Below are 14927 nucleotides of genomic sequence, written 5' to 3' on the forward strand. Positions count from 1 at the left end.
CAAGGAAGAGCAGCAACAGGATGCGCGGCGGGTCGGTGAATACGACAGCGAACGCCAGCACCACTACCAGGATCGCCATGAACGGCACGCGACCACGCAGATCCAGATCCTTGAAGCTGTAGTACTTGATATTGCTGACCATCAGCATGCCAGCGGCAGCGACCATCAGGGCAACCAGCAGGGAAACCTTCGCCCCCTGTACGTCGAAGTCGGCAAACGCCCACACCGTACCGGCAACCAGTGCTGCGGCAGCGGGACTGGCCAGACCAATGAAGTAGCGCTTGTCGGCCTTGCCTACCTGAGTATTGAAACGAGCCAGACGCAGCGCGGCACCCGCTACATAAATGAAGGCGACCATCCAGCCGACCTTGCCCAGGCTGCTCAGCGCCCACTCGAAGGCGACCAGCGCCGGCGCGACGCCAAAGGCGACCATGTCGGAAAGCGAGTCATACTCGGCACCGAAGGCGCTCTGGGTGTTGGTCAGACGGGCGACGCGACCGTCGAGACCATCGAGAACCATGGCGACGAAGATGGCGATGGCGGCGTTGGAGAAATCACCGCTCATGGCATTGATGATGGCGTACAGGCCGGTGAACAGCGCGGCGGTGGTGAACAGGTTGGGCAGCAGGTAGATGCCGCGATGGCGAACCTTGCGGCCTTCGGCGTCGTGGCCCTCTTCGATGTGCTCATCGATGGGCAGCAGACTTTCTTCGGTGTCGGAAGCCTTGTTGGGCTCCTCGTGACCTTCACTCATGGACGATTCCTTGAGAACTCGTTGAGGCTGAGATTTGCCGGAGCACGCTACTGCGCGGACAGCCCGGCACCCCGCTTTATACCAGATCACCGCCCCAGAACGAAAAAACGCGGCAAGCGCCGCGTTTCTTCGTTTGTCGCAAAGACCTTAGTTCTTGGTCTTGTCGACAATCTTGTTGGCGGCGATCCACGGCATCATGGCGCGCAGTTGCTCGCCGATGACTTCGATGCCGTGAGCGGCGTTGTTGCGGCGCTTGGCGGTCATCGACGGGTAGTTGGTGGCGCCTTCGGAGATGAACATCTTGGCGTATTCGCCGTCCTGGATGCGCTTCAGTGCGTTGCGCATGGCCTGACGGGATTCGGCGTTGATGACTTCCGGGCCGGTCACGTACTCGCCGTATTCGGCGTTGTTGGAGATCGAGTAGTTCATGTTGGCGATGCCGCCTTCGTACATGAGGTCAACGATCAGCTTCAGTTCGTGCAGGCACTCGAAGTAGGCCATTTCCGGAGCGTAACCGGCTTCGACCAGGGTTTCGAAACCAGCTTTCACCAGCTCGACGCAACCGCCGCACAGAACGGCCTGCTCGCCGAACAGGTCGGTTTCGGTCTCGTCCTTGAAGGTGGTTTCGATGATGCCGGTACGGCCGCCGCCAACGCCGCAGGCGTAGGACAGAGCAACGTTCTTGGCGTTGCCCGAAGCGTCCTGATAGATAGCGATCAGGTCAGGGATACCGCCGCCCTTGACGAACTCGGAACGCACGGTGTGGCCCGGGGCTTTCGGCGCGATCATGATCACGTCGAGGTCAGCGCGCGGAACGACCTGGTTGTAGTGGATGGAGAAGCCGTGAGCGAAGGCCAGGGTAGCGCCCTTCTTCAGATTCGGCTCGATCTCGTCCTTGTACAGGCGGCCCTGGAACTCGTCCGGGGTCAGGATCATGACCAGGTCGGCGGCGGCAACGGCTTCGGCCACTTCGGCGACTTTCAGGCCATGGTTCTGAGCCTTGGCAACGGAGGAAGAACCCGCACGCAGGCCGACGGTAACGTCGACGCCGGAGTCTTTCAGGTTGCAGGCGTGGGCATGGCCCTGGGAACCGTAACCGATGATGGCAACTTTCTTGCTCTGAACGATGGAGAGGTCACAGTCTTTATCGTAGAAAACGCGCATTTGGGTAATCCCCTGTCAGTTGGCCTCGTGGGCCGTATTTCAAATCAGATGCTGAGAGTCTTGTCGCCACGGGCAATGCCGGTGACGCCGCTGCGGACAACTTCGAGGATCGACGCGGTGCCGATGGCCTGGATGAAGCTGTCCAGCTTGTCGCTGGTGCCGGCCAACTGCACGGTGTAGACGCTGCTGGTGACGTCGACGATCTGCCCACGGAAGATGTCGGTAGTGCGTTTGACCTCGGCGCGCTGGGCACCGGTGGCCTTTACTTTCACCAGCATCAGCTCGCGCTCGATGTGCGCGCTCTCCGAGAGATTCACCAGTTTTACCACCTCGATGAGCTTGTTGAGGTTCTTGGTGATCTGCTCGATGACTTCATCCTGACCGGCGGTGGTCAGGGTCAGGCGCGACAGCGTCGGGTCCTCGGTCGGGGCGACGGTCAGGCTTTCGATGTTGTAGTTGCGCTGTGAGAACAGGCCGACGACGCGGGAGAGCGCACCGGGTTCGTTTTCCAGCAGCAGGGAAATGATGTGTCGCATGATCAGGTACGCTCCGTCTTGCTCAGCCACATGTCGCGCATCGCACCACCGCGGATCTGCATCGGGTAGACGTGCTCGCTGGTATCGACCTGGATGTCGAGGAAGACCAGGCGATTCTTCATCGCGAAGGCTTCTTCCATCATCGGCTTCAGGTCCTTCAGGTCGGTGATGCGCATGCCGACGTGGCCATACGCTTCAGCCAGCTTGACGAAGTCCGGCAGCGATTCCATGTAGGAGTGCGAGTAGCGGCTGTTGTACTGCATGTCCTGCCATTGGCGGACCATGCCCAGCGCACCGTTGTTCAGGTTGACGATCTTCACCGGCAGGTCGTACTGCAGGCAGGTGGACAGCTCCTGGATATTCATCTGGATGCTGCCTTCACCGGTCACGCAGGCGACGTCGGCTTCGGGGAAGTTCAGCTTCACGCCCATGGCGGCCGGGAAGCCGAAGCCCATGGTGCCCAGGCCACCGGAGTTGATCCAGCGATTGGGTTTGTTGAAGCGGTAGTACTGCGCCGCGAACATCTGGTGCTGACCAACATCGGAAGCCACGAAGGCATCGCCGTTGGTGACTTCGCAAAGGGTCTCGATCACGGTCTGCGGCTTGATGATGCTGCCGTCGCCCATGTTGTACGGGAACAGGCCACGGTTACCGCGCCATTCCTCGATCTGCTTCCACCAGGCAGCCTGGGCTTCCTTGTTCGGGGTCTCGCCGATTTCCTTGAGGATCGCGACCATTTCGGTCAGGACGCTATCCACCGGGCCAACGATCGGGATGTCGGCTTTCACGGTCTTGGAGATCGAGGCCGGGTCGATGTCGACATGGATGATCTTGGCGTTCGGGCAGAACTTGGCGGCGGTCTCGCCGTTGATCACGCGGTCGTCGAAGCGCGCGCCGACGGCGAAGATCACGTCAGCGTGGTGCATTGCGAGGTTCGCGGTGTAGCTGCCGTGCATGCCGAGCATGCCGACGAACTGGCGATCGGTGCCCGGATAGCCGCCAAGACCCATCAGGGTGTTGGTGACCGGCACGTTGAGCATGCGCGCGACTTCAGTCAGCGGCTCGGCGGCGTTGCCCATGATCACGCCACCACCGGCGTAGATGATCGGGCGCTTGGCGGCCAGCAGCATCTCGGCGGCCTTGCGGATCTGGCCGGAGTGGCCACGGACCGCAGGGCTGTAGGAGCGCAGCTTCACTTTTTTCGGGTAGTTGTATTCGAACTTCTGGGTCGGATCGCCCATATCCTTCGGAATATCGATCACCACCGGGCCGGGACGGCCGGACTGGGCGATATAGAAGGCCTTCTTGATGACCTCGGGGATTTCCGACGGGTGCTTGATGATGAAGCTGTGCTTCACGATCGGGCGGGAGATACCGACCATGTCGGTTTCCTGGAACGCGTCGGTACCGACCATGTTGCTCGCCACCTGGCCGGAGATCACCACCATCGGGATGGAGTCCATGTAGGCGGTAGCGATGCCGGTGATGGCGTTGGTCGCGCCGGGACCGGAGGTCACCAGCACCACGCCAGGCTTGCCAGTGGCGCGCGCATAGCCGTCGGCCATGTGGGTAGCGGCCTGCTCGTGGCGAACCAGGATGTGGGTTACTTCGTTCTCTTTGAAGAGAGCGTCGTAGATATGCAGGAGGGCACCGCCCGGGTACCCGTAGATGTACTTAACGCCTTCGTCACGCAGCGAGCGGACGACCATTTCAGCGCCGGATAAAAGTTCCACGTTGTCACCTCTAGAACGCTATATACGGAAACCCCCAACGTGGGGGACCGACTTGGATGGCTGCCCGGCAGACATGGGCGAATGTAATCGCCGGCTACGTCGACTGCCGATTGAGCAGAACCTGGAGACACTCCTGTTTGTGTTACGGAGAGCCTCCACCCAGCGCGAGGTAACGCGAAACAGGGTGAAACTTTGCGGCGCGGGTAGCACCTCTTGTCTGCCGAGTAAAACCAGCTTGCGGCCGGCCCACTGCAGCGAATCTTGGATTCTTCTGAAACGAAGCGGCCAAGTCAAGCCATATATGGCTTTGGATGAAGCAGGGATGTGAACTTTCTCAGAGTGAATAAGCGCACGATTTGGTTATAGTTACCGACAGACTCCGCATCCCAAGGATCGACAACGCATGCGACGGACGATTTTCATGGGCAGCCTGCTGCTCGCACTGGCCCCGACCGTGATGGCCGCGCAGGTCTACAAATGGGTCGACGCGCAAGGCGTTACGCACTTCGGCGCGCAGCCGCCCGAAGGCAGCAACGCCGATACCGTCAACACCAACACTGCACAGCCCAAGACGCCGGCCGCACCACCGGCACAGCCGTCCCTTCCCCCGTCTGTTGACGAGAAGCAGAAAGCCATCGACGACAAGGTGAAGCAGGAAGTGGCGCAGCAGGAAGCCGAGCGCAGCAAGCAGTGCAATCAGCTACGCAACGATCTGGCACAGATGAAGAACAATCCGCGCATCCGAGTGGACGACGGGAGCGGCGAATTGCGCCGGCTTACCGAAGAGGAACGCCAGGCGCGCATCGTCAAGAGCGAAACGGATATCCGCGAGAACTGCAACTGAGCGCGATCGCTCAGTTGTCGCCGGAGATCAGCCGGTCGAACGCCCCGAGCGCATTCAGCAGCGCTGCCGCGCGGACGCCTTGCGGGGCGTAGGCCTCTTCCGCGATGGCGCGGATGCCTGAAGCCTGCGGCAGATCCGCGCCGCTTTCGATGATCAGCTTCATCCGCGGCAGAAAGATCCACTGCAGCCACTCTTCCATCGTCAGCGTATCCACGCAGAACGGCTCGACGCTCGAAAGCCTCTCCAGCGATGGGCTTTCGCTTCCCCACAGACCAATGGCGCGCATCTCCCGCTCGATCAGCAAGAGCTGATCGGCGATAGCCAGGATGCGCTCGTCCATTACAGCGTCACCTTGGCTTTCTGGCGTGCTTCGGCGGCGCCAGCGGCATTACCTTGCTGGTCGCGACACTTGGCGATCAGGTCCCAGAGACTGGCTTGCATGGCCGGGCGGCCGTTCGCCAGCGACAGACCCCGCAGGGCGACCTGCTCGGCCTGCGCCGCATCGCCCTGGGCCAGACGCACCTGGGCGAGCTTGTAGAGCACTTGCGGCTCGCGCGGAGCGATGCGCTGGGCGCGCTCCAGGCTCGCTGCGGCGCCATTCAGATCACCGCCACCCTGCTGCTGCGAGGCGGAGGTCAGCAGCGCCAGCACCGGTCCGTCGAGCTGCTCGTCGGCCGACAGGCCCGAGTTGCTTGACGGAATGCCGGACGGCCCCTGATAGGTACTGCCCTGGGTAGACGGCGCGGCCTGCTGCGTCTGGTACGCCGGCTGCTGATAGGTCTGCGACTGGAAACCACCATTGGACGTGATACCGCCGCTGGTGGAGATGGGCTGCTGCGAGTACGTCGAGCCGCCGCTGCCTGGCGCGGTAGTCATTGGCGAAGTGCTGATCGGCGCCGCACCGGACTGGGCCGGGAAGGTCTGGATCGGCGCGGCACCGGCGTCCTGCGGGACCATCACGGTAACACCTGAATCGCCCTGGGGAATGCTCTGGCCCGCGCCAGCCTTGACCGGAGCCTGATAGTTACCCCCGCTGCGACCAACGCGTTCCGAGTTGGAAACCGAGGTACCGGAATCCTGCACGGGAATCGCACCGTGCTGGGGGGACGCACAACCGGACAGAAGCGCCAGAGTCGCCGACGCTGCAAACCAAGCTTTTCTCACTTCCTATCCTCTTGCATCAGTTCAGCCAGCCACGCACCCAGTCCATGACTTCGCCGGCCGGCGTCGGATTTCCGCAACCCGCGCCCGGCGCAGGTTCGCTTCCACGAATATAAGGCATCTGTACCGCCCCGGGGCAGTTGGCATCGGTGCCCTGCCCGGTATGCGGGTCGACCCAGGCCTGCACCACGTTGTCCGGCTTGGGCATATCCAGCGGCAGCGGGTCCGCCTTGCGCATGAAACTGGTCCAGATCTGCAGCGCACCGGTGGCGCCGGTGAGCGGCGTCTTGCCGTTGTCGTCACGACCGATCCACACCACCGCCAGCAGGTCCTGGCCGAAACCGGAGAACCAGCTGTCACGGGAATCGTTGGTGGTACCGGTCTTGCCGGCCAGGGTCAGCGAGGCTGGCAACTGGTTGTAGACCGAACGCCCGGTGCCTTCGCGCATCACTCGCTGCATCGCGCTCTGCAACAGATAGATGGCGCCCGGATCGAAGCGCTGCTGGACCTGGAACGGGTAGCGCTTGAGCGGCTGGCCGTCCGAAGCCAGCACGCTGCGGATGCTGCGTAGCGGAGTATTGAAGCCGCCGCTGGCGATGGTCTGGTACATGGTTGCCACCTGCATCGGGCTCAGCGCGCCCGCGCCCAGCAGCATCGACGGATAGGCCGGCCAGTTCGGCGACACGCCCAGGCGCTCCAGCGTCTTCAGAACGTTCGGCACACCCAGGTCGAGGCCCAACCTGGCAGTCGACAGGTTCAGCGAACGGGCCAACCCCTGGTAGAGGAAGATGGTGCCGTTGGCGGTGCCTTCGTAGTTCTTCGGCGTCCACACCTGGCCGTCCTTGCCCTTCACCTGGAACGGCTGATCCTGGATGTAGCTGGTCAGGGTGTACTGGCTAGGCCGCTCCAGCGCGGTGAGGTAAACCGCCGGCTTGACCAGCGAGCCAATCGGCCGCACCGCATCGATGGCGCGGTTGAAGCCGGCGAACCGCGGGTCTCGGCTGCCGATCAGCGCCTGGATTTCGCCGGTTTCCGGATTGGTCACGACCATCGCGGTTTCGGTTTCGGCGACGCCCTTGCGGCCCTCGAGACGCTTGAAGGTTTCGCTGACGGCGGACTCGGCCTTCATCTGCAGGATCGGGTCGAAGCTGGTGAAGATGCGCAGGCCTTCCTCGGTCAGGTCCTCGTCGCGGTAGTCTTCGCGCAGCTGGCGCTTCACCAGGTCGAGGAACGCCGGATAGGAGCTGTTGGCCATGCTGCCCTGGCGGGTCACGCCCAGCGGCGCCTGCTTCGCGGCGGCGGCTTCCTCGGGGGTGATCACACCCTGCTCGGCGAGCACGTCGAGCACCACGTTGCGGCGCTCCAGCGCGCGCTCCGGGTTACGTCGCGGATTGTAGTAGGAAGGCCCCTTGACCATGCCGACGAGCAAAGCCACCTGGGGCAGCTTCAGCTCCGACAACGGCTGGCTGAAGAAATACTGGCTGGCGAGGCCGAAGCCGTTCACCGACCGCTGCCCGTCCTGGCCGAGGAACACCTCGTTGAGGTAACCCTCGAGGATTTCGCGCTTGTCGTAGTGCAGCTCCAGCAGCATCGCCATCATGGCTTCGGTGAGCTTGCGCGACAGGCTGCGCTCGTTGGTCAGGAAGAAGTTCTTCACCAACTGCTGGGTCAGCGTGCTGCCGCCCTGGCGCAGTTGACCAGCGCTGGCGTTGACCCAGACGGCACGGGCGATGGACTTGATCGAAACCCCGTGGTGAGTCCAGAAGTCGCGGTCTTCCACGGCCACCAGCGTGTCGATCAGGTACGGCGGCACCTGGTCCAGCTTGATCAGGATGCGGTCTTCGTTGTGCGCGGGGTACAGGCCGCCGATCAGCAACGGCTCCATGCGCGCGACAGCGAGGTCTCCACCGTTGGCGCGGCTCAGCCCGGCAACGTAGTCGCCGGAGAAGCGCACGCGAATCCGCTGGGCGGGTTCGGCGCCTTCATAGAACTGGAAGCCACGGGTATTGAGATCCACGGAATTGCCGGAGACGGCGGCGGCGCCCGGGCCGTTCACCGCGCTTTCGCGGCGATAGCCCAAGGCGTCCAGCTCGCGCAGGAAGTCGTCCTTGCCCAGTTTCAGGCCGACGAACAACTCCAGCGGCCGGGCATAGACCTTGGCGGGAATGGTCCAGCGCTTGCCGGAGAATTTCTCCTGGACAACCGCATCGAGGTAGACGGCAAAACCGGCCAGCACCACGACACCGACCAGGCCGAGCTTGAGAGCCCAGCCCAGCCACTTGCGCATGGCGGGCGACGATTTGCCGCTTTTTTTACGGGATTTGGAAGATCGGGGACGCGTCATGGCGGCGCATTATACGTACTTTATCCACAGGAGACAGACGCCACGCCAGCGGGCGTCCAGGCTTGGTGCGAACTGCTGCGCAACCTGGGTATACGGCAGTGGCCGAGCTAAGACCCCGACTACGCCGAATGGTTGCCGGTCGGCCGCAGAGTTTGCAGCTTCCGACCCAGCCGCCATAATGCCAGCCTCAAAAAATCGACCGGAAAGGACATCACGTGAGCCAGACCCTACTCGCCGCCCTGCAGAATCCCGCCCTCTTCCCCCATCCGGTCGAAGGATTCCGGGTCATCGAAACTCACATTTCCTGGGTCCTGCTGACTGGCTCGTACGTTTACAAGATCAAGAAGCCAGTGAACTTCGGCTTTCTCGACTTCACCGACCTCGCCAAGCGCAAACACTTTTGCGAAGAAGAACTGCGCCTGAACCAGCGCCTCACCGACGGCCTCTACCTGGATGTCATGGCCATTACCGGCAGCGAGTCCGCTCCGCAGATCGGCGGCGACGGCCCGGCCATCGAGTACATGATCCAGTGCCGCGAGTTCCTGCAAAGCCAACTGCTCAGCGAAGTCCAGGCGCGGGGCGAACTGAGCGCGGCGCACATCGACGGCCTGGCCAGGCAGATCGCCGACTTCCACCTGCGCACCCCGGTCGTGCCGACGGAGCACCCACTGGGTACTCCGGAGGCGTGCATGGCGCCGGTTCGGCAGAACTTCGAGCAGATTCGCCCGCTGCTGTCGGACAAGAACGACCTGCAGCAACTCGACGCCCTGGAAGCCTGGGCCGAGTCCAGCTTCGAGCGCCTACACGACGTATTCGCGGCGCGCAAGGCCAACGGTTTCATCCGCGAATGCCACGGCGATATTCACCTGGGTAACGCCGCGATCATCGACGGCAAGGTCGTGCTGTTCGACTGCATCGAGTTCAACGAGCCGTTCCGCTTCACCGATGTCACCGCCGACTTCGGTTTCCTCGCGATGGACCTGGAAGACCGTGGCCTCAAGTGCCTGTCGCGGCGCTTCGTCAGCCAGTACCTGGAATACACCGGCGACTACCAATCCTTGGACCTGCTGAACTTCTACAAGGCCTACCGCGCCCTGGTCCGCGCCAAGATCGCGCTGTTCAGCCTGGCCCACCAGAACGACGCAGTACAGAAGGCCGCGACCCTGCGCCAGTACCGCAACTACGCCAACCTCGCGGAAAGCTACAGCGCCATTCCCTCGCGCTTCCTCGCCGTGACCGTGGGCGCATCCGCTGTCGGCAAGAGCCAGGTAGCGCTGCGGCTGGTCGAAGCGCTGGGGGCGATCCGCCTGCGCTCCGACGTCGAACGCAAACGCCTGTTCGGCGAGCAGGCCGAGGAGCATCAAGGCAAGCTCAAGGGCGGCATCTATGACACCGACGCAACCGCCGCCACCTACCAGCGCCTGAACGCCCTGGCCGTGGACATCCTGCGCGCCGGCTATCCGGTGGTGCTGGACGCCACCTTCCTCAAGCGCGAGCAACGGGCCGCTGCGTGGGAGATCGCCGAGGAGACCGGCATTCCCTTCCTGATCCTCGACTGCCACGCCCCGGAAGCGGTGATCGCCGGCTGGCTCGCCCAGCGCCAGAGCGAAGGCAACGATCCGTCCGACGCCACCCTGGAAATCATCCAGGCGCAGCTGGCCAACCGGGACGCCCTGAGCGACGAGGAACAGCAGCACAGCAAGCGCGTCGACACCCCGGAGGCCGCCAGTCTCGACGCCCTGGTCGCCAGCATCCGCCAGCGCCTGCCCGGCCTCTGACCCACCGTTTGTCGGTCGGAATCGCTCTACACGGCGACTTCCGGCCGTCAATACCGCCGAGCGCCGCGTCTTCGGCGCAGCACATCGCCCTGCCCCGCTTTCAGGGCGATATCACAAAGCCACGCTTTTCCCAGCCACCGCTACACTTTCCAGGGTGTGTCCGGCCGCTACGAGCAGTTCTCGGCCTTTTGAAGACCCGACACCCATCGTGCCCATCGCAAGGACCGACGATGAACGACGAACTGCTGCACCTGAAGAACCTTGGCAAGACTTCGGCCCAGTGGCTGCACGCCGTGGGCATCCATAACGCCAGCGACCTGCGCCGCCTGGGCGCGGTAGGAGCGTACCGCGCGGTGCGCGCCCGGGGCTTTCGCGCCTCCAAGGTACTGCTCTATGCCATCGAAGGCGCGCTGCTGGACGTGCACTGGAATGATCTGCCGCCGGCACACAAGGCCGCCCTTCTTGGCGAGTTAGAGACTTTTCCTATGCGGAACAAGAGCTAGCTCACAAGCTCTGTGGGAAACTGTTTACGCAAGGTACCTGCCCGCTTATGGTTTCAGGGCCCTTCGTGCGCCCTCGACCGTCGCCATATCAAGGAATTACGGCCCATGTACCTACTCGGTGAACAACCTGCCTATGCCGATCGACTGATCAATCGCCTGCAGGGTATTCCGGCACAATTGCTCGCCGGCCTTGAACCTGCCGGTGAAGCCATTCGCCTGGAGCGGTCCGACGACCTGGAAGGCGAGTTGCCTGGCAAGCACCTGTTCCTCGTCGAGAACGGCCTGGTCCATGCGCTGGTCGACGAACGTCCGCTGTTCTATCTGCAGGAAGGCGACCTGGTCGGCCTGCGCCAGGGTATCGAGCTGCCGCCCTGCCGCTACGTGAGCGAAGAGCCGCTGTGCCTGATCCCGTATTCGCGCAGCGAGGTTTTCCGCCACATCCATAGCGATGAGCAGCGCCAGGAGCAGTTCCTGCATTATCTGATTGGCCACACCGCGCTGCTGTCGGATGCCCTGGCGCACCTGAAGCAGCCGGAGATCCGTCCCGCCACCGGCTTCCAGCATTTCGCCGCTGGTGCTCAACTGATCCAGCAGGGCGACGACGCCGAGCACGTGTTCATCATCATCGAGGGCCATGCCGAGGCGTTCGTCGACGGGCAGAAGGTGGGGGATGTGCAGAAGGATGAAATCTTCGGCGCCATGGCCGTGTTCACCCGCGAAAAGCGCAGCGCCACGGTCATCGCCAGCGAGCCCTGCACCGTGATGGTGATTCCGAAGGATCAGTTCCTCAGCCTGATGCAGAGCAACCCGCGTATCGCCCACAGCCTCATCGAAGGCATGGCGCGGCGCATCGATCTGCTGAACAAGGAAGTCACCCAGCTGCGCCTGCAACGCCAGCCGGGCTGAGCCCCGCGGCACCACGAAAGCCCGGCCTTGCGCCGGGCTTTTTCGTTCCTGGCGCGATCAATTCCCGGAGGCCCGAAAAATCTCGCGAAAAGAGGTTGACTCTCAAATGATAATGATTATTATTGAGTCATCTGGTCGCGAGGCCAGATCGATAACCTCAAGAGACCACGCAGTCGGACTCTTCAGATTATCTCCTCATCAGGCTAATCACGGTTTGGACCCGGCACTTTGCCGGGTCTTTTTTTGCCCGGATTTTGTGGGGAGGCGCTCTCTCATTCGCCTCAACCGGTACGCAAAAAAGTGTTGACTCTCAAATGATAATGGTTATTATTACTGCAACTGGCTGCGAGGCCAGCCGGATAAGCTCAAGAGACCACGCAGTCGGACTCTTCAGATTATCTCCTCATCAGGCTAATCACGGTTTGGACCCGGCATTTTGCCGGGTCTTTTTTTGCCTGCGTTTTGCTGCCCCTTCTTCCTTTCTCGGTTTCCAGCGTCAATGAAAACGGGGCCCGCAGGCCCCGTCAGGTTCACATCTTGCCGCGCAACGCCGCGCAGTGATCCTGTGGCGGCTGTGCTGGCGTGTACCACACGTAGTCGGCCTGCCCAGGCGCCACGGTCCTGCCGACCTCCGCCAGCATCAATACCTGCAGTCCCTCCCCGGCGCCCAGATCCTGCAGATGCAGCGGAACACCCAGGTCTCGACGCGCATGGAAGCCGCCAGCGATCAGCAGCGCCGGCTCGGGCGCGGCCTTGAAGCGCTCCGCCATGCGCCGATCACGTTGCTGCTGCACGGCCAACATGGCCGGCAACTGGCTTTCCGGCAGCAGGCCACAGTGGGATTCGCGGATATCGACCAGTAGTGCGTCACGCACGGTGCTCTGGGTGGATTGCGCGCCCTGCAGCGCCGGCATCTGCTTATAGATACCCATGATCTCGCTGCGGTCCAGGTTCGCCGACAGCAGCGGCGCCGGCTGCTTCACCAGCCAGGTCAGCAGCGGACCGTACTGCGACCAGTCCCAACCCTTTTGCCACTGCAGCGCGCCGATCAAGTCCGCAGGCGCTTCGCCCTTCGCGGCGGCTGCTTGGGTGGCAGTGACCGCCTCCTGCTGGTTCGGATTGAGCATTTCCAGCAGCACGCTGCCGCTCGCACGGCGCTCGGCGAGCGCGCGCACCAGCCAGAGTTCGAGAGCGTGGTGATCCGGATTATCGTGCTGCTCGCCAACCATCACCCGCGGGGCGGCAGCCAGGCGATCTAGCAGTTGCGCCGGCGACAGTCGTTCGCCGCTACGCAGGTCGAGGATTGCGCCCAGCTCGGCACTGTCGCGCCCTTCCGGGCTCTGCCAGACCGGCAGCGGTGGCGCGGCAGTCTGGCTCTGGCAGGCGGCAAGCAACGCCGCCAGCACAGGAATGAGCAGGTACTTCATGAAGACTCCTTTCAGCGAGCGATGATCAGCGGATGGCCGCGCTCGGGATGTTCGTGCACCAGCACGTCGAGACCGAAGACCGTACGCAGCGGCTCGGCGCGCAGCACCTCATGTGGCGTGCCCAACAGGTGCGCTCGGGTCTCGTGCAACAACAGCAGGCGATCGCAGTAGCGCGCCGCCAGGTTGAGGTCATGGAGGATCACCAGTACCGCCGCGCCGCGACCGGCGAATTCGCGCACGGCCTGCAAGGTGGTGTGCTGGTGCAACGGGTCGAGCGCCGACGTCGGCTCGTCCAACAGCAGGATCTGCTCCGCACCACCTGGCCAGAGCTGCGCCAGCACGCGGGCCAGATGGACCCGCTGGCGCTCGCCGCCGGACAACGCCAGATAGCTGCGTCCGGCCAGATGCGAGGCATCTGCGGCGGCCATCGCTTCGCGGATGATCTCGTCGTCCCGCTGCCGGCCGCTGTCGTGAGGCAGGCGGCCAAATCCAACCACGGACTCCACGGTGAACGCGAAATTCAGCGAAGAGGATTGCGGCAGCACCGCCAGCCGACGCGCCCGCGCGGTGCCCTGCCAGTCGTCCAGCGGACGACCATCGAGACTCACCGTGCCACTCGCCAGCGGCAACTCGCCGTTCAGGGCGCCAAGCAGGGTGCTCTTGCCCGCGCCGTTCGGTCCGAGCACGCCAAGCACTTCGCCGGGCAGCAACGTCACGCTGACATCCTGCAGGACCGTCTGAGCGCCGCGCTTCACGATCAGCTTGTCTGCGCTCAGCATCAGGAACGCCCTCGCATCAGCAGATAAAGGAAGAACGGTGCGCCAATCAGCGCGGTGACGATGCCTATCGGCAACTCCGCCGGCGCCAGCGCCAGCCGCGCTACCAGATCGGCGAGCAGCAGGAGGATCGCGCCGCCGAACATCGAGGCCGGCAACAGCACGCGGTGATCCGGACCGACGATCAGGCGCAGCAGGTGCGGCACCACCAGGCCGATGAAGCCGATCATGCCGGCCGCCGCCACCGCGGCACCGACGCCGAGCGCCGTACAGAGGATCAGTTCGACCTTCAGCCGCTCGACGTCAAAGCCCAGGTGGCGCGCCTCGGACTCGCCCAGCAGCAGCGCGTTCAGCGCATCCACCCGGCGCGGCAGCCAGCACGCCACCAGCAGGGTGATCAGCAACAGCGGCCACAGACGCGGGTAGCTCGCGCCATTGAGGCTGCCGAGGTTCCAGAAGGTCAGGGTGCGCAGCGTGGCGTCGTCGGCGAGATAGGTGAACAAGCCGATCAGCGCGCCGGCCAGCGCTGTGAGCGCGATGCCGGCGAGCAGCATGGTGGCCACGCTGGTCTGGCCATTGTGGCGGCCCAGACGGTATACCAGCGCGGTCACCAACAGTCCGCCAGCGAACGCGCACGCCGACAACAGATAAGGCGCGAGGGCTTCCGGCAGGCCACCCATGGACGCGCCGAAGACGATGGCGATGGCCGCGCCGAGGGCCGCCCCGCTGGAGACGCCGATCAGGCCGGGGTCCGCCAGGGGATTGCGAAACAATCCCTGCATGGCTACGCCGGCCAATGCCAGCACACCGCCGGTGGCGACACCGAGCAGCGTGCGAGGCAAACGAATCTGCCCAACGATCAGTTCAGCCTGGCCGAGGTTGTCACCGGAGACCGGCAAGCCCACCAGGCGCGCCAGGGCGCGCAGGGTATCGCCCAGCGGCAGGCTCACCGGCCCGAGGGCCAGTGAGAGCCAGAGAACCAGCAGCAGGAGAAAACCGAG

The 14927-nt window shown here is 63.5% G+C and carries 14 protein-coding genes (1 of these 14 running past the window's edge); 4 read left to right on the plus strand and 10 right to left on the minus strand.

Going from position 1 to position 14927, the window contains the following annotated elements:
• The 4 genes from pssA to JVX91_RS00055 form a co-directional block, all read right to left on the minus strand.
• Window positions 1-754 carry the 5' portion of a CDP-diacylglycerol--serine O-phosphatidyltransferase gene (pssA, locus tag JVX91_RS00040; RefSeq protein ID WP_088416411.1) on the minus strand. It extends 71 nt beyond the left edge of the window, so the window shows 754 of its 825 coding nt (coding positions 1-754); it begins with the start codon at window positions 752-754; the stop codon falls past the left edge of the window.
• A 147-nt stretch (window positions 755-901) separates the two neighbouring features.
• Window positions 902-1918 (minus strand): ketol-acid reductoisomerase, encoded by a 1017-nt coding sequence (gene ilvC, locus JVX91_RS00045; protein ID WP_205337447.1) that lies wholly within the window; start codon window positions 1916-1918, stop codon window positions 902-904.
• A 44-nt stretch (window positions 1919-1962) separates the two neighbouring features.
• The gene (ilvN, locus tag JVX91_RS00050) at window positions 1963-2454 is read right to left on the minus strand and encodes an acetolactate synthase small subunit (RefSeq protein ID WP_017516326.1); all 492 of its coding nucleotides are present in this window, start codon (window positions 2452-2454) and stop codon (window positions 1963-1965) included.
• Window positions 2455-2456: 2 nt separating this feature from the next.
• Window positions 2457-4187 (minus strand): acetolactate synthase 3 large subunit, encoded by a 1731-nt coding sequence (locus JVX91_RS00055; protein WP_205337448.1) that lies wholly within the window; start codon window positions 4185-4187, stop codon window positions 2457-2459.
• Between the two features lie 403 nt (window positions 4188-4590).
• Here JVX91_RS00055 and JVX91_RS00060 point away from each other — a divergent pair, with 403 nt between their 5' ends.
• Window positions 4591-5031 (plus strand): DUF4124 domain-containing protein, encoded by a 441-nt coding sequence (locus JVX91_RS00060; RefSeq protein WP_205337449.1) that lies wholly within the window; start codon window positions 4591-4593, stop codon window positions 5029-5031.
• 10 nt (window positions 5032-5041) lie between these two features.
• On the opposite strand, the gene JVX91_RS00065 is transcribed toward JVX91_RS00060, so the two are convergent.
• Genes JVX91_RS00065 through mrcB form a run of 3 tightly spaced genes read right to left on the minus strand, consistent with a single transcriptional unit; the run spans window position 5042 to window position 8536 of the window.
• Window positions 5042-5371, minus strand: a complete 330-nt coding sequence (locus JVX91_RS00065) for a YqcC family protein (RefSeq protein ID WP_205337450.1) — start codon at window positions 5369-5371, stop codon at window positions 5042-5044.
• Window positions 5371-6195, minus strand: coding sequence for a tetratricopeptide repeat protein (locus tag JVX91_RS00070; RefSeq protein WP_205337451.1), 825 nt, complete (start codon window positions 6193-6195; stop codon window positions 5371-5373). The genes JVX91_RS00065 and JVX91_RS00070 overlap by 1 nt, the downstream gene beginning before the upstream one ends.
• Window positions 6196-6211: 16 nt before the next feature.
• On the minus strand, window positions 6212-8536 hold the full coding sequence (gene mrcB / locus JVX91_RS00075) for a penicillin-binding protein 1B (RefSeq protein ID WP_205337452.1): 2325 nt from the start codon (window positions 8534-8536) through the stop codon (window positions 6212-6214).
• 215 nt (window positions 8537-8751) lie between these two features.
• On the opposite strand from mrcB, the gene JVX91_RS00080 reads away from it, so the two are divergent.
• The 3 genes from JVX91_RS00080 to JVX91_RS00090 all read left to right on the plus strand — a co-directional run bounded on the left by JVX91_RS00080 (window position 8752) and on the right by JVX91_RS00090 (window position 11723).
• Window positions 8752-10314 carry a bifunctional aminoglycoside phosphotransferase/ATP-binding protein gene (locus JVX91_RS00080; RefSeq protein WP_205337453.1) on the plus strand — a complete coding sequence of 521 codons (1563 nt, stop codon included), beginning with the start codon at window positions 8752-8754 and terminating at the stop codon, window positions 10312-10314.
• Between the two features lie 230 nt (window positions 10315-10544).
• Entirely contained in the window at window positions 10545-10817 is a 273-nt protein-coding gene (locus JVX91_RS00085; RefSeq protein WP_205337454.1) for a TfoX/Sxy family protein, read from the plus strand.
• Window positions 10818-10922: 105 nt separating this feature from the next.
• The gene (locus JVX91_RS00090; RefSeq protein ID WP_205337455.1) at window positions 10923-11723 is read left to right on the plus strand and encodes a cyclic nucleotide-binding domain-containing protein; all 801 of its coding nucleotides are present in this window, start codon (window positions 10923-10925) and stop codon (window positions 11721-11723) included.
• 530 nt (window positions 11724-12253) lie between these two features.
• Here JVX91_RS00090 and JVX91_RS00095 read toward each other — a convergent pair.
• Genes JVX91_RS00095 through JVX91_RS00105 form a run of 3 tightly spaced genes read right to left on the minus strand, consistent with a single transcriptional unit; the run spans window position 12254 to window position 14912 of the window.
• Window positions 12254-13150, minus strand: a complete 897-nt coding sequence (locus tag JVX91_RS00095) for a ChaN family lipoprotein (protein WP_205337456.1) — start codon at window positions 13148-13150, stop codon at window positions 12254-12256.
• 11 nt (window positions 13151-13161) lie between these two features.
• On the minus strand, window positions 13162-13929 hold the full coding sequence (locus JVX91_RS00100) for a heme ABC transporter ATP-binding protein (protein WP_205337457.1): 768 nt from the start codon (window positions 13927-13929) through the stop codon (window positions 13162-13164).
• Window positions 13929-14912, minus strand: a complete 984-nt coding sequence (locus JVX91_RS00105) for an iron ABC transporter permease (protein WP_205339898.1) — start codon at window positions 14910-14912, stop codon at window positions 13929-13931. Before JVX91_RS00105 ends, JVX91_RS00100 begins: the two co-directional genes overlap by 1 nt.
• Window positions 14913-14927: the final 15 nt, after the last annotated feature.

Source organism: Pseudomonas sp. PDNC002, assembly GCF_016919445.1.
Classification (GTDB): Bacteria; Pseudomonadota; Gammaproteobacteria; order Pseudomonadales; family Pseudomonadaceae; genus Pseudomonas.

Bases quoted from the DNA above. Each gene is read 5' to 3' on its own strand.
- ilvC (WP_205337447.1), bottom strand. From the start codon at position 1,918: ATGCGCGTTTTCTACGATAAAGACTGTGACCTCTCCATCGTTCAGAGC.
- JVX91_RS00090 (WP_205337455.1), top strand. From the start codon at position 10,923: ATGTACCTACTCGGTGAACAACCTGCCTATGCCGATCGACTGATCAAT.
- ilvN (WP_017516326.1), bottom strand. From the start codon at position 2,454: ATGCGACACATCATTTCCCTGCTGCTGGAAAACGAACCCGGTGCGCTC.
- mrcB (WP_205337452.1), bottom strand. From the start codon at position 8,536: ATGACGCGTCCCCGATCTTCCAAATCCCGTAAAAAAAGCGGCAAATCG.
- JVX91_RS00085 (WP_205337454.1), top strand. From the start codon at position 10,545: ATGAACGACGAACTGCTGCACCTGAAGAACCTTGGCAAGACTTCGGCC.
- JVX91_RS00060 (WP_205337449.1), top strand. From the start codon at position 4,591: ATGCGACGGACGATTTTCATGGGCAGCCTGCTGCTCGCACTGGCCCCG.
- JVX91_RS00095 (WP_205337456.1), bottom strand. From the start codon at position 13,150: ATGAAGTACCTGCTCATTCCTGTGCTGGCGGCGTTGCTTGCCGCCTGC.
- JVX91_RS00100 (WP_205337457.1), bottom strand. From the start codon at position 13,929: ATGCTGAGCGCAGACAAGCTGATCGTGAAGCGCGGCGCTCAGACGGTC.
- JVX91_RS00065 (WP_205337450.1), bottom strand. From the start codon at position 5,371: ATGGACGAGCGCATCCTGGCTATCGCCGATCAGCTCTTGCTGATCGAG.